This is a genomic window from Enterobacter cloacae complex sp. IR5412 (assembly GCF_049237385.1).
GTDB classification, from domain to species: domain Bacteria; phylum Pseudomonadota; class Gammaproteobacteria; order Enterobacterales; family Enterobacteriaceae; genus Enterobacter; species Enterobacter intestinihominis.
Genome location: NZ_JBMKHQ010000009.1, coordinates 82,543 through 97,026, shown reverse-complemented (window position 1 = coordinate 97,026; position 14,484 = coordinate 82,543). Strand labels below are relative to the sequence as shown.

10 protein-coding genes are annotated in these 14,484 nt (G+C 57.1%); 2 read left to right on the top strand and 8 right to left on the bottom strand.

The features are described 5' to 3' along the window. The first annotated feature begins 179 nt into the window (after positions 1-179). Positions 180-1,178 carry a class 1 fructose-bisphosphatase gene (fbp, locus tag ACOTX2_RS16675; protein WP_022646858.1) on the top strand — a complete coding sequence of 333 codons (999 nt, stop codon included), beginning with the start codon at positions 180-182 and terminating at the stop codon, positions 1,176-1,178. A gap of 39 nt (positions 1,179-1,217) precedes the next feature. Here the strand turns inward: fbp and ACOTX2_RS16670 are convergent, their stop codons facing one another. The 5 genes from ACOTX2_RS16670 to ytfQ all read right to left on the bottom strand — a co-directional run bounded on the left by ACOTX2_RS16670 (position 1,218) and on the right by ytfQ (position 7,493). After that, a complete protein-coding gene (locus ACOTX2_RS16670) occupies positions 1,218-2,786 on the bottom strand; it encodes a methyl-accepting chemotaxis protein (protein ID WP_045307825.1) in 1,569 nt (522 codons plus the stop codon). Positions 2,787-2,879: 93 nt separating this feature from the next. Then, positions 2,880-3,881: a galactofuranose ABC transporter, permease protein YjfF gene (gene yjfF / locus ACOTX2_RS16665; protein ID WP_063148067.1), complete on the bottom strand. Its 1,002-nt coding sequence runs from the start codon at positions 3,879-3,881 to the stop codon at positions 2,880-2,882. Further along, positions 3,868-4,893: a galactofuranose ABC transporter, ATP-binding protein YtfT gene (gene ytfT, locus ACOTX2_RS16660; RefSeq protein WP_161496795.1), complete on the bottom strand. Its 1,026-nt coding sequence runs from the start codon at positions 4,891-4,893 to the stop codon at positions 3,868-3,870. The genes yjfF and ytfT overlap by 14 nt, the downstream gene beginning before the upstream one ends. 10 nt (positions 4,894-4,903) lie before the next feature. Continuing rightward, positions 4,904-6,406: a galactofuranose ABC transporter, ATP-binding protein YtfR gene (ytfR, locus tag ACOTX2_RS16655; protein ID WP_063148066.1), complete on the bottom strand. Its 1,503-nt coding sequence runs from the start codon at positions 6,404-6,406 to the stop codon at positions 4,904-4,906. Between the two features lie 130 nt (positions 6,407-6,536). Further along, a complete protein-coding gene (gene ytfQ, locus ACOTX2_RS16650; RefSeq protein WP_046621030.1) occupies positions 6,537-7,493 on the bottom strand; it encodes a galactofuranose ABC transporter substrate-binding protein YtfQ in 957 nt (318 codons plus the stop codon). 309 nt (positions 7,494-7,802) lie between these two features. Here ytfQ and ppa point away from each other — a divergent pair, with 309 nt between their 5' ends. Next, a complete protein-coding gene (ppa, locus tag ACOTX2_RS16645; RefSeq protein WP_006810347.1) occupies positions 7,803-8,333 on the top strand; it encodes an inorganic diphosphatase in 531 nt (176 codons plus the stop codon). A gap of 141 nt (positions 8,334-8,474) precedes the next feature. Here ppa and ACOTX2_RS16640 read toward each other — a convergent pair whose 3' ends face one another. The 3 genes from ACOTX2_RS16640 to tamA are packed head-to-tail and all read right to left on the bottom strand — an operon-like array spanning position 8,475 to position 14,328. Further along, on the bottom strand, positions 8,475-8,819 hold the full coding sequence (locus ACOTX2_RS16640) for a gamma-glutamylcyclotransferase family protein (RefSeq protein WP_022646852.1): 345 nt from the start codon (positions 8,817-8,819) through the stop codon (positions 8,475-8,477). 2 nt (positions 8,820-8,821) lie between these two features. After that, positions 8,822-12,598, bottom strand: coding sequence for an autotransporter assembly complex protein TamB (gene tamB, locus ACOTX2_RS16635; RefSeq protein WP_100148643.1), 3,777 nt, complete (start codon positions 12,596-12,598; stop codon positions 8,822-8,824). Then, a complete protein-coding gene (gene tamA / locus ACOTX2_RS16630) occupies positions 12,595-14,328 on the bottom strand; it encodes an autotransporter assembly complex protein TamA (protein WP_421625946.1) in 1,734 nt (577 codons plus the stop codon). The genes tamB and tamA overlap by 4 nt, the downstream gene beginning before the upstream one ends. Between the last annotated feature and the right edge of the window lie 156 nt (positions 14,329-14,484).

Below are 14,484 nucleotides of genomic sequence, written 5' to 3'. Positions count from 1 at the left end.
ACGTCACTATCCTTCTTCAATGTGGCGCACATTTTACTCACATGTCAGCGGCTGTGAAACGCATTTCAGGTAAATCCGTATTTTGCTGGCGCGATTCACCTCTGCGCTAATATTTGAATGTTTGTTAAGATTGTTGGACATCAACCGCTTTACTCAACATAAGATGCAGGGAAAGTGTTATGAAAACGTTAGGTGAATTTATTGTCGAAAAGCAGCACGAGTTCTCTCATGCTACGGGTGAGCTCACTGCTTTGCTGTCGGCAATAAAGCTGGGCGCTAAGATCATCCACCGCGATATCAACAAGGCCGGTCTGGTCGATATCTTGGGTGCCAGCGGTGCCGAGAACGTTCAGGGTGAGGTTCAGCAGAAACTCGACCTGTTCGCCAATGAAAAACTGAAAGCAGCACTGCGCGCGCGCGACATCGTTGCGGGTATCGCCTCTGAAGAAGAAGATGAGATCGTCGTATTCGAAGGGTGTGAACACGCAAAATACGTTGTTCTGATGGATCCGCTGGACGGCTCCTCCAACATCGACGTTAACGTTTCTGTCGGTACCATTTTCTCCATCTACCGTCGCGTCACCCCGGTTGGCACACCGGTGACGGAAGAAGACTTCCTGCAGCCGGGCAGCAAGCAGGTTGCTGCCGGTTACGTGGTGTATGGCTCATCCACCATGCTGGTGTACACCACCGGCTGCGGCGTGCACGCCTTTACCTACGATCCGTCGCTGGGCGTTTTCTGTCTGAGCCAGGAGCGCATGCGCTTCCCGGAGAAGGGCAATACCTACTCCATCAACGAAGGCAACTACATCCGATTCCCGAATGGCGTGAAGAAGTACATCAAATTCTGCCAGGAAGAGGATAAAGCCACCCAGCGCCCGTACACCTCGCGCTATATCGGCTCGCTGGTGGCGGATTTCCACCGTAACCTGCTGAAGGGTGGTATTTACCTCTACCCAAGCACCGCCAGCCACCCGGACGGAAAACTGCGTCTGCTGTACGAGTGCAATCCGATGGCATTCCTGGCCGAACAGGCAGGCGGCAAAGCGAGTGACGGTAAAGAGCGTATTCTGGATATCGTGCCGGAAAGCCTGCACCAGCGCCGTTCGTTCTTTGTCGGCAACGACCACATGGTGGAAGACGTTGAACGCATGATCCGCGAATTCCCGGACGCGTAACGCGTTAAAAGGGGAGCCCGACAGGCTCCCCTATTTTTATCATGCCGTTTGCGCCGTCAGTTTGAAGGATGCCATCGCCTCCATCAGCTCGCGCGATTGTTCCTCCAGGGAACGCGTTGCCGCAGAGGATTGCTGAACCAGCGCCGCGTTTTGTTGCGCCGTTTCATCCATCTGATTGACGGCAATGTTAACCTGCTCAATACCGCGGCTCTGCTCCTGAGACGCCGTCGCAATTTCTCGCATCAGTTTGGTCATACGCAGCACTTCGGTAGCGATCTCGTCCATCGTCTCACCGGCCTGTTGCGCCAGCTCGCTGCCCTCGTTCACGTGGGTTTGCGAATCGCTGATCAGCGAGCGGATCTCTTTCGCCGCATCAGCACTGCGGCTGGCGAGATTACGCACCTCACCCGCCACGACCGCAAAACCCCGTCCCTGCTCGCCCGCGCGCGCCGCTTCCACGGAGGCGTTCAGCGCCAGAATATTGGTCTGGAAGGCAATGCCGTCGATGACGCTCAGGATATCGGCGATGCGCGCCGAGCTGCCGGCGATGTCGCGCATCTTCTCAATGACGTAGCAGACCATTTCGCTGCCATGATCGGCGGTATCGGAGACCGACTGCGCCAGCTGGTGCGCCTGCCCGGCGTTATCGGCGTTAAGTTTCACCGTGGCGGTGATCTCTTCCATGCTGGCGGCCGTCTGCTCCAGCGAGGTGGCGGTGGATTCCGTGCGCTGGGCCAGGTTCAGGTTCCCTGCCGTCAGCTCGCGGCTGCCGGTATCAATCTGCGAGCTGGCGTCACGCACCCGCAGAACGGAGTTCATCAGCGACTGGCGCATCTCTTCGATGACCGCGTTGAGGCGATTAAATTCCTGGCTCGCCGGCGCGTTCAGGGTGTGGGTTAAATCCCCGGCCGCTACGTGCTCCAGCTGGGCAATTGAGGCTGAAAGCGGCTTGAGCAGCATATGGCGCAGCACCAGCCAGGCCAGCACGATAATGCCTGCCGTCAGCAGCGCCGCGACGATAATCAGGATCAGCACACGGGTTTTACTCGCCTGCACGGCGCTCACCTCCGCTTTGCCGCGCGCCTCGCTCCACGTCTGGAACGCCTGCATATCGTTATCAAACTGCTTCGCCACCGGGACCAGCTTGCTTTCCAGCAGATCGTAATAGCCGTCCGCGCTTTGCTCGTTCAGGGCTTTCAGCATCGGGCTGATACCCTGCTGGTTGTACACCGCCAGGCTCGAGGCGACGTTATCCAGCAGCTTTTGCCCCTGCTCATCCGCCACGCCGCCGCCGATCACGCCCTTCAGCGTTTTCTGTGCCAGCGCCACTTCCTGGTTAATGGTTTTGACCGCCCTGGCCGCATCGTCCAGCAGGCCGACCTCCATCATGCGGACGGCCTGTCCCGCTTCGTTACGCGCGCGCAGGATCAGCGTATAGCCGGCATTCAGCTGCACCATCTGTTCACCCTGAAGATGATTGATGCGCTGGAGAGAAGCGGAACTTTGCGTAAGGGCATAAATGCCAATGCCGCTGACAATCAGCAGCAGAAGGGTCATAACGGCCAGTAAAGAGAGCAAGCCGGTACGAATCGATAGCGTTTTAAGCATGATGTTATTTCCGGTAGCGAGATATTTCTGGGCATAAAAAAAGAGTATCGACCGCTACCGGAAAATGTTTAGAGTTTAAGCAATTTCAGCATGTTATCGCCCTGTTAAAGATGTATTCACACGGGTAACAGGCGAGCTCTGGCGGTTCTCCCACAGCACCGTCAGGCCGCGCTGGAGCGCGATAAAAAGAAACAGCAGAATACCGATGGCGATTTTGGTCCACCAGGAGCTGAGCGTGCCGTCGAAGTTGATATAGGTCTGAATCAGCCCCTGGATCGCCACGCCAAACAGCGTACCGAGCACCGTCCCTACCCCGCCGCTGAGCAGCGTACCGCCAATCACCACCGAGGCAATGGCGTCAAGCTCAACGCCCACCCCCGCCAGGGCATAGCCTGCCTGGGTGTATACCGAAAACACAATCCCCGCGAGCGTGGCAAGGCCGGTCGAAAGCATATAGATGCGGATGGTGGTGCTGCGCGTGGAAATCCCCATCAGGTTCGCGGACGTGGCGCTGCCGCCAATGGCATAAACCTGGTTACCAAACCGGGTACGGTGAGCGAGGAAGATCCCGATCACCACCACGCCCAGCATCAGCAGCCCCATTGCGCTCAGGCGCCCTCCGCCGGGAATTTTCCACGCCAGGCTGGAGAGCGTGTCGTAGATCGGATGGTTAATCGGAATTGACTCCTCCGACACCAGATAGCTCACGCCGCGCAGGAAGAACATCCCGGCGAGGGTGATGATAAACGCCGGGATTTTCAGCGCGTCGATCAAAAGCCCCATAAAGGCGCCGAACGCACAGCCCATAATCAGCACCAGCGGGAACGCCAGCAACGGCGAAATGCCCCAAAAGCCAATCGCCTTGGCAAGGAAAACGCCGGTAAAGGCGATCACCGACCCAACGGAGAGATCGATCCCGCCGGAGAGGATCACAAACGTCATGCCAACGGCGATAATGCCTAAAAAGGCGTTGTCGGTCAGGATGTTGCAAATCACCCGCGTGGAGGCGAAGCCCGGGAACTGGGTCAGGCAGTAAAGGTATCCCAGCACGAACACGCCCAGCGTGATCATTAACGGCAAATTACGTTTTATCATGACCGCGGAACCCCTTAATGAGAGTGATAAAGCGCGGCGACTGCACGATAAGTACGATAAGCACCACGACCGCTTTGACGACCTGATTAAGCTCCGGCTGGAACCCGGAGAGCAAAATACCGGTATTCATACCCTGAATAATTAACGCCCCCACCACCGAGAGCAGCAGATTAAAACGTCCGCCCATCAGCGACCCACCGCCGATAACCACCGCGAGGATCGCATCAAGCTCCAGCCAGAGTCCGGCGTTGTTGGCATCCGCCCCGCGAATGTCGGCCGCCACAATCACCCCGGCAATCGCAGCACAGACGCCGCTCAGCACATAGGTCAGCATCACCATCAGCCGTGTATTTACCCCGGCGTTTTTCGCGGCCCGAATGTTAATCCCCACCGCTTCGATGAACATCCCGAGCGCCGTTTTGCGGGTGAAAAGCCAGAACACCACCAGCGTCACCAGCGCGACGATCACCGGGGTCGGGAAGAACAGAAAATTACCGCTGCCGATCCACGCAAGATTCGGGGAGGTAAAGGTGACGATTTGACCGGAGGTGATAAGCTGCGCCACACCGCGCCCGGCCACCATCAAAATCAACGTCGCGACAAACGGCTGGATCTTGAGCACCGCGACCAGAATGCCGTTCCACAGCCCGGCTAATACACCGGAGCCCAGCGCGGCCAGCAGAACCACCGGCAGGCTGTGCCCGGCAACGGTCATCGAGGCGGCGGTGGCGCCTGCAATCGCCATTACCGCACCGACGGAGAGGTCGATCCCGCCGGTGGCAATGACCAGCGTCATGCCAATCGCCAGCAGCGCCACGGGCGCGGCACGGTTTAAGATGTCGATCGGGCTACCAAACAGGCGGCCATCCTGCACGACGATCTGGAAGAAATGCGGAGCTACCAGGCTATCCACCAGCAGCACCAGCAGCAGCGCCACGATTTGCGGCGTGCCGGTCGGCCAGCTGAAGCGGCGCTTCGCTTCGCCAGTTTGCGAAAGAGAACGGGACATCACATATGACTCCTTACGCCGCGATGGCATTCATGATCGCCGGAACCGACAGTTTATCCAGCGGGATCTCTGCCACCTGCCTGCGATCGCGCATGATGATGACGCGATCGGCATAGCCAACCAGCTCCTCCAGCTCAGACGAGATCACCAGCAGCGCCAGACCGTCGGCGCACAGCGTTTCGATAAGCCGGATGATTTCGGCATGCGCGCCCACGTCGATACCGCGCGTGGGCTCGTCGAGGATCAGGAACTGCGGTTTGGTCAGCAGCCAGCGCGAGAGCAACACCTTCTGCTGATTACCGCCCGAAAGGAACTCGATGGGCTGTTCCGCGCTCGGGGTACGGATACCGAGCTGGCGGATGAAGCGCTCGGCAATCGCGTTCTGCTCGCGCTTAGGGATCGGACGCAGCCAGCCGCGCTGGGCCTGTAGCGCCAGAATGATGTTTTCCCGCACCGAGGCGGCGGCAATAATCCCGTCCGTTTTTCTGTCCTCCGGGCAGAAGCCCACGCCGAGGCACGACGCCTGATGCGGTGAACGTAGCGTTTGCGGTTTGCCTTTGATCAGCGCCGTTCCGCTGTCGGCAGGTTTGATCCCGAAGATCACTTCGGCGGTTTCGGTGCGCCCGGAGCCTAACAGCCCCGCCAGACCCACAATTTCACCGGGGCGTACCTCGAGGTTAAACGGCGCGATGGTCCCTTTTTTGCCGTAATCGTGAAACGCGGCGATCGGTTTTTCGCTCAGCAGCGTGCGGCCCGCACGCTGGAGTGCGTTGGTCTCCAGCTCGCGGCCCAGCATCATTTTGACCAGCTCAATCTGCGGCAGCTCGCGGGTTTCCCGGCAGCCGACAAAGCCGCCGTTGCGCAGCACCGTAATACGGTCGCTCACCTCGTAAACCTGATCGAGGAAGTGCGTAACAAAGATCAGGCTCACACCCTGATCGCGCAGCTGACGCATCAGGGTAAAAAGCATCTCCACTTCCTGGGTATCGAGGCTGGCGGTGGGTTCATCGAGGATCAGCACTTTCGCCGAGAGATCGATAGCGCGACAGATCGCCACGATCTGCTGCATCGCCACGGAAAAACGGTTCAGCGGTTCGCGCACGTCGAGAGAGAAGCCATACGATTCCATCAGCCTCGCGGCGCGCGCTTCCATCTCTTTACGGCGCAGCAGGCCAAAACGTCTGGGCTCGCGGCCAATAAACAGGTTATCCGCTACCGACATGTTTGGCAGCAGGTTCACTTCCTGGTAGACCGTGCCGATCCCCAGTTGCTGCGCATGCGCGGTATTTTTGGGCGAAATAGCATTACCTTCCAGCCAGATAGCGCCGCGATCGGCGTGATAGACCCCGGTCAGGGTTTTAATCAGCGTCGACTTCCCCGCCCCGTTTTCGCCGAGCAACGCCATGATCTCCCCACGCCGCAGGCTGAAATCAACGTTATCCAGCGCCTTAACGCCAGGGAAAAATTTACTCAGGCCCTCTGTGCGGAGGATTTCCTGGTGTTGTTCTGTGGTCATGGTTTCCCCTCACCCTGACCCTCTCCCCGGAGGGGAGAGGGGACTATTCGTGCCAGTCTTTAATTTTCTGCCCAAACTGCCCTTTTCCCTCTCCCCTCCGGGGAGAGGGCTAGGGTGAGGGGGGCTGAGCTTAGTAGCCCATATTTTTCTTCTTCTCTAACTCTTCTTTCGCCGTGTCCGGCAGGTAGAGCGTGGATTTGGTGATGGTCAACTTCTCAGGCTGGGTGCCGTCTTTCTTGAATTTCTCCAGCGCATCGAATGCCGGGCCCGCCATGTTCGGCGTCAGCTCCACGCTGGCGTTCGCTTCGCCGTCAATCATCGCTTTGTAGATGTCCGGTACGCCGTCGATCGAGCCGGTGAGAATATCTTTGCCCGGCTTCAGGCCCGCTTCTTTGATGGCCTGGATGGCGCCGATCACCATGTCGTCGTTGTGGGCGTAAACCATGCAGATATTTTTGCCGTTATTTTCTGCCTTGATGAAGCTTTCCATGACCTCTTTACCCTTGCTGCGGGTGAAGTCGCCGGACTGAGAACGGATGATCTTGATGTTTGGTGCTTTGCCGATGGCCTCCGCGAAACCTTTCTTACGGTCGATAGCCACGCTCGCCCCGACGGTGCCCTGCAACTCAACCACGTTACACGGCTTGCCATCCACCTGCTTCACCAGCCAGTCACCAATCAGTTTGCCTTCCAGCACGTTATCGGCGGTGACGGTGGTCATATAGAGAGATTTGTCTTTAACGTCGATGGAACGGTCGAGCAAGAACACAGGAATTTCAGCCTCTTTAGCTTCCTTCAGCACCGGCTCCCAGCCCGTGGCAACAACCGGGGCGATAAAGATGGCATCAACGCCCTGAGCGATAAAAGAGCGCACCGCTTTAATCTGATTCTCTTGCTTTTGCTGACCATCGGCGATTTTTAGGGTAATACCGCGCTTTTCGGCCTCACTTTTCGCCACGTTCGTTTCAGCGGCGCGCCAGCCGGATTCAGATCCGACCTGCGAAAATCCAACGGTTAACGGTGCGGCCATCGCCATAGACGACATGGCTGCCGAAACTGCTGTAACAAGAAGTAAGCGCTTCCACATATGAACGTCCTCGTAGGGTAGGTTATTGTTGGTTAAAAGATGTTCTGCGGATGAACTATAGCCAATGGAATATGTTACGGATTGCGTTACATCACACTTCAGAAAAGTGAATAAAACGTTAATCACAAGTTTGTAATCGCTTTCATTTCTACATTTAAAATGCGGCTGAGTTTATGGATTATCCTGTCATGGAAACGGTCTGAAAAGTGAAAGCGCGAGGGAGATAAGACGAAAACAGGCGAAGACTTTCAGCGCCAGTTGGCTATAATACCTGCCACTTGTTTACCATCCATTTTAAAGGACACCGACATGAGCTTACTCAACGTCCCTGCGGGTAAAGAACTGCCAGAAGACATCTACGTTGTGATCGAAATCCCGGCCAACGCAGATCCAATCAAATACGAAATCGACAAAGACACCGGTGCGCTGTTCGTTGACCGTTTCATGTCTACCGCCATGTTCTATCCGTGCAACTACGGCTACATCAACCACACTCTGTCTCTGGACGGTGATCCGGTTGACGTACTGGTCCCAACGCCATACCCATTGCAGCCAGGCTCCGTCATTCGCTGCCGTCCTGTTGGCGTGCTGAAAATGACTGACGAAGCGGGTGAAGATGCGAAACTGGTTGCCGTACCGCACACCAAGCTGAGCAAAGAGTACGATCACATTAAAGATGTGAACGACCTGCCAGAGCTGCTGAAAGCGCAGATCGCCCACTTCTTCGAGCACTACAAAGATCTCGAAAAAGGCAAATGGGTTAAAGTTGAAGGCTGGGATAACGCAGAAGCGGCGAAAGCAGAAATCATCGCCTCTTTCGAGCGTGCTGCTAAGAAGTAATTCTTACTGCTGATACTAAGCCCCGCGCGTCGGGGCTTTTTTGTGCCTTTCGATGCGCCCGGCGGCGCTACGCTTGCACGGGCCTACAATCAGCAAGAGGCGCAAAACGATAACGCCACCTTACGGTGGCGCTGTCGTTTTTCAGAACTGGTCTCTGTCTAACCAGTTACCGCTTTCAATCAGCGTTAACCCGTTGACCGAACGTTGGTACACATACATCCATGCACTGCCGTAAGGCGTCTGGATCAACTGGCGAGCGTATTCACCGCCCCTGGTGCGCAAGGCATCAAGTTCGGCCAGCGTAGCATTATCAATACGATAAACCTCACCCTGTACCGTTCCGTTCCCCGGAACCGCGCCTGGATAGTGGCCCAGACTGTACAACTGGTAGTTTTCGATTGTGTAATTTCCCAGCAACTGGGCGTTGGTCATCCAGTGGCTGTTGCCTTGCTTGGTTCGTAAACTGCCATAAACAAATATTCGCATTGCTAAAACTCAAACTGATAGAGCAGATCAAGTGCCTGGTCTACGCCGGACACTGCTTCCAGATATAGCTTAGGCATCAGGCGATAACGTAACGTGAGTGTAGCCAGTGAGTCAAAGATCCCCACGCCATATTTTACCTGTAGACCCGGCAGTACATAGCCGCTGACCACTACCTGCGAGGAGTCACCCACGCCCTGAGTGTCCAGCGCCAGATTGCTTACGCCAAACGTCTCGCCGATTTTACCCACAACCTGACCACTTTGTGCAACCCCCAGACCGACTAACATCGATGTCATTGCCGCACCATCGCCCTGTTGGCTATCCAGACCCTGGCCGCGCAGCAGGTAGGAGAGCGCTTCCTGCTGCGACATGGCCGGGTCAGAGAAGATCTCTGCCTTAGGTTCATCGGCGGAGCCCGTCACGCGCACGCCCGCAATCACATCATCTTCGGTGGCTTCCGGGTTACGGATCGCTTCGATATTGAGTACCGGCTGATCCGGTGGGCCGGAGAACAGCAGCTCACCTTTACGCACAATCAAATCCTGACCGTAGGCATGGAAGCGCCCTTCAGGAATATTGATTTGTCCATTGAGGCCAAGCCCCTGTTGATCCTGCGCCACCTTCAGGTCACCCGTGAGTCTCGCCTTCAGCCCAAACGCGTCCAAACGCACGTTATTCCCCACGTGCACAATAAGATTACTATTGATCGGTATGCCAGCGCTCTTCTGTTCAACAGGTTTCAGATTTTCATTGAGCATAACTTCATCACTGGAGACGCCAACCGCGCTTTCCGGCACTTCGTGAACCACGATGCGCGCCCAGGGCACGTCGACGCGGCCGTCCAGGGTGAAGAGACTCGGCGTTGCCTCAAAGACCACGTCTGGCGACACGTCCAGGCGCACCATCGGCGGTACCGTGATACGCACCCTGCTGCCCTTGGCCGCAATACGGGCGCGCCAGTTGTCGAGCTGGCTCCAGTCTGCGTCACCAGTCAGGTTGATTTGTCCCTGCTGTGTCAGCACTGAGCCACTGAGGGTTGAGCTTTGGCCGTTAAAGTTCATCGTCAGCTGGCTTGGCTGCATATCGAACGGCATAAAGTTACCGTCAATGTCCACGCCGTTTAACCGCATCTGGCCAAATAGCTGCGGGCTTTGCGCATCCCCCGCCAGACGCAGGTTGGCGCTGAGCATCCCCGCCGCCTTTTCTCCCCGCGAGAAAATCGGATTCACCATCGCCAGGTTGAAGTTGCGAATATTGACGTTGCCGCCGAGATTGCGCCGCCCTTGCGGATCGGTAATTTGCACCTGTCCGTCAAGCTGACCGTTGTTGGTCAGACGAATAAGCCATCCCAGTTCCGCACGATTGTTACGCAGGTCAGCGTTCACATTCAGGGTGTCGAACGCCACCGGCAGCGGCGCGTCATTGACCTCCTGCGTCACCTTCACGTTACGCCCGGAGAGGGTAACGCTGCCCTGCGGCAGTCCCTCTTTGGTGGTGTCCCACGCGACGTCCGCTTTACCGCTGAAGACCCCGCTTGCCTGGGTGGTTTCCGGCATAAACGGTTTCAGCATCGCCAGGTCAAAACGGTTGAGGTTGATCTGCGCGCGTCCTTCCGCGCCCGCATCAATGGTCTGCGGCACGCACAGCTCAGCATTCGGGTTGGTCCAGCAGTGTGGCCCAATGCTGATCTTTTGCTCCGCATTGCGGTAGTCCAGCGCGATGGATCGGGACAGCACCAGCGGGCCGACCGGCGTGCTGAAGCGGGTGTTATCCAGCACTCCCTTCCAGCGCGTTGCCTCGCGGTCAAAACTGCCCGTCAGGTGCAGCTGCCCGGAGACCGGCTCGCCCTGCACGCGCAGCTGGAGATCGTGCTGCTTTTCGTTACCTTTTGCCGCCAGCGTGACCAGACTGATGTTCACGTCCGGCTGGGAGATACGCTCCACGCGCAGGTCCAGGTTTCCGCCGATCTGATCGGTGGATTTCACGTCCCCTTCGACGCGCACGCGGGCAATGGAAAGTTCCTGCCAGCGCAGGTTATTGGCGGTGATGTCCGCCAGCAGCTGCGGCGCCTCCACTGTACCGCGAACCTTCACTAACCCCTTCGCCGTCCCGCCAAGACCCGGCAGGGCGTTATCGAGATTTGGCGCGTCGATGGTGGCATCCAGATCGAGATCTTTCACCCCCAGCTCGCCTTTGATATCTGCCGTGTTGCGGCCCAGCGCCACGTGCAGGCCCGGGATCACCCACTGGAGATAGCTGTTGCCCTTAAGCGAGCCCTCTACGTTGACTTTGTTCTGCTTCACATTACCGGTGAGTTTGAGTTCCGGCACGTCCATCTGCCAGGTGCCGCCGTACAGGCTACCGCGGGTTTTGATCAGACCATTCAGTTTTGACGGCCAGTCCGGGACTTCTTTAGCGGTGTTGATCCCGGTCAGCTTCAGCTCGCCGCGCCAGCTGATCGCCTGCTGCCAGTCGAGCAGCGCGATCAGCTCGGTTTTCCCTTCCAGCGCCGCCACGGTCAGCTTGTCGAGGTTAACCTGCAACTCGTTACCCTTCGCATCCAGAGTAATATCGGCGGGCGGTACTCCCTGCCCCTTCACTGCCGTACGGAACGACAGCGTGTAGTCGGTCATTTTGCCACTCAGCTTCAGCTTTAGATCGTCGGCCTGGAACTGCTTTTCACCGGTGAACGGCCAGTAAAGCTGCTTGCTGACAATCTCAAGGTTGAGCGGTAGACCGGCCTCTGCCAGCTGGGTTTGCCCGCGCAGTACCATATCCACAGGGCCGGAGAGGTTCACGCCGAACTCCAGCTTCTCGCGCAGCGCGCCGCCGATTTTCACCTTCACCTTCTCGCCTTTCAGCGGATCGATGTTCAGGGCGCTGTTAAGGGTAATATCTACCGGCCAGTTATCGCGCAGCAGCGCATTGCCTGAGGCGTTTACCGACCCCTGGTTGGTATCGATATCCAGCGCGTCGAGCTTCATGTTGCCGTCGATACTGCTGACTTTAAGCAGCATGTTGAAGACCGTCAGATCGGTATCGCCGGTCAGACGCAGCTGCTCGCCCTTAAACTCTTCGATATTGAGGTTCAGCGGCAGATGCACGTCGGTCATCTCCGGCAGAACCGGTTTCGAGAAGAGATCTTTCAGCGTTTCACCCAGCGGTTTTTCTTCCGGCTGCGGGTTCTGGATCTTCGGCTCGACGATCTCTTCCTGCGCCACGTCGGCCACCTTCGGCAGCGCAATCAGCAGCCCTTGCAGGGAGGTTGGGGTCAGGGTGAGGTTTTTCTCCTGCCAGCGCAGACCGGAGGTGAAATCCATCACGGATACCGTCGTGTCGTCGATTTTGATATTGACGTTATCCAGCGCGACCCGGTAGAGCGCAATCGGGTACGGCGTGGAGAGATTCAGCGGGCCGCTGTCCTCTTCCTCGACAGGCTCAGACTTCGGCATTTTTTTGGAGTCTATCGCCACATTCACATCTTTTAGCGACAGATCGTTTACGCACAGCTGGCTATCCCGCAGGCAGCCGAGCTTGACCGCCAGATGAAACTCGCCCGCGTTCACCGCCACGCCGGGCTGTTCATAACGAATATTCTTCAGGCGCAGATCGCGCCAGCCGCCCGTCACCTGGCCGATTTCCAGCCCTGGCACCCAGCGGTTCGCGGCGTTAAACAGCAGATGCAGGCCCGTGGTGGTACCCACCAGAAATGCCACCGTACCGAGCAGTAATACGATAAAAATCAGCACCCCGAGGCTTATCTTCTTCCATAAACTCATAATTCAGGCCCCAGACCGATGTAAAACTGTAAACCGTGTTCGTCTTTGTCGCCCACCGGAACGGCGAAATCGAGCTTGATCGGCCCGACCGGTGACTGCCAGCGCACACCCACACCCGCGCCGGTTTTGAAATCGCTGCGGCGGATGTCGTTCACCGCCTCGCCGCTGTCGACAAACATGGCGCCCCACCATTTGCCGCTGACGTTGTACTGATACTCCAGCGAGCCGGTCGCCAGTTTAGAGGCCCCGGTCAATTGGCCTTTCTCGTTTTCAGGTGAGATCGATTTGTACTTATAGCCGCGTATGCTGCGGTCGCCCCCGGCGAAGAAACGCAGATCTGGCGGAACGCGTTCGAAGTCACCGGTTTCGATCCAGCCCAGGTTGCCGCGAACCACAAAGCGGTGCTTGTCGTAGAAGGTACGGATCCAGACGTTTTGCGCCTGCACGACGGAGAAATCCACGTCTGAGCCCCAGGCGGAGTTGGAATAATCGATGGAGTAGCGCTGTGAATCGCCCCAGGTCGGCATCAGGCCACCGCGCGAGCGGGTACGGCTGATCATCACTCCCGGATAAAGCAGCATGGTGGTGTTGGTGACGTTTGCCTGAGTAAAGTGGTCAAGGCTCCAGCGCAGGTTAATGGCGCGCTGCCAGCCGCTGGAGAGATCCCAGAAGCGTGATACCGCAAGCGTCGTCGAATCCTGCTCGGTATCGTTCAAATCGGTACGTTTAAAGCCGCCCTGCACGAGGTAGTATTGCTCAAGCGGATTTTTCAGCAGCGGCATTTTATAGCTGAAGTCCAGCTGCTGTTCAGGCGCAGACAGGCTGAGGCTGGTGGTCAGGCTGTGACCGTAGGAGTTCATCCACGGTTTTTTCCACGAGGCTTTCACGCGCGGGCCGACGTCCGTGGAGTAGCCGACACCGGTCTCAATGGTGTTCTCGGTGCGCGGTGAGACCACGCCATGCAGCGGTAACACTTTCGTTTTACGGGATTTATCAAATTGCGGTGCCACCACCACGGAGTTAAACCAGCCGGTGGCAGATAAACGACGGTTCAGCTCGCCCAGGTCGCTAGACTGGTAGTAGTCGCCCTTTTTAAACGGCACCAGGTTTTGCAGATACTCATCACGGATTTGCGATCCTTCAAAGGTTACATCGCCAAACCGATAGCGCTCGCCGCTGTCGTAATCGATATCCCAGAATGCCTGACGTCGTTCAAGCGCAACGCCCAGCTGGCTTTTGTTGAACTGGCTGTCAAAGTAGCCTTTGCGCAGCGAAACGCTGGTTAAGGATTTTTTAAAGCGATCGTAATCCCCGTGATTAAGCACGGTGCCCACTTTCGGGCGGTTGCTGAGCAGATCCAGGTAGTCACGATCCGTGCGTGCACCGCCGCGCAGCACCACGTTCGTGCCGCCAATCAGGACGGGTTCTCCCGGCGAGACGCGGGCAATCAATACCTGACGTCCTTTAGCCGGCGGCGGGCGTAAATCGAAATCAATGGTGGGTTCGTAGTACCCCAACGCATTTAAGCCTTCGCGAATGGCGTCATCCACGCGCGCGCGAAAACGCCGATCCGGCGTGACTTCATCGCTCTGGATGGTGGAAAGCTGCGCACGCACGTTTTTTTCCAGCGCCCCGGATAACCCCTCAACCTGCAAACGGACATTCGCCGCGCTGGCAATCCCGCTTGTCAGCATTAAACTGACTAAACATAACTGGCGGATCTTTGTCACGTTTTCTCCTGAATATCCCTGTTTCCACCCTGGAAGCAAATGCAGTGCCGCTCCGCGGCAAAATACGGCCTGAAAGCCAAAAACCCAAATTACGGGTTGAAAAAGGGCCTAACACCCAAATATTTCTTATGATTAAATCTAGACTCATTCATCGCA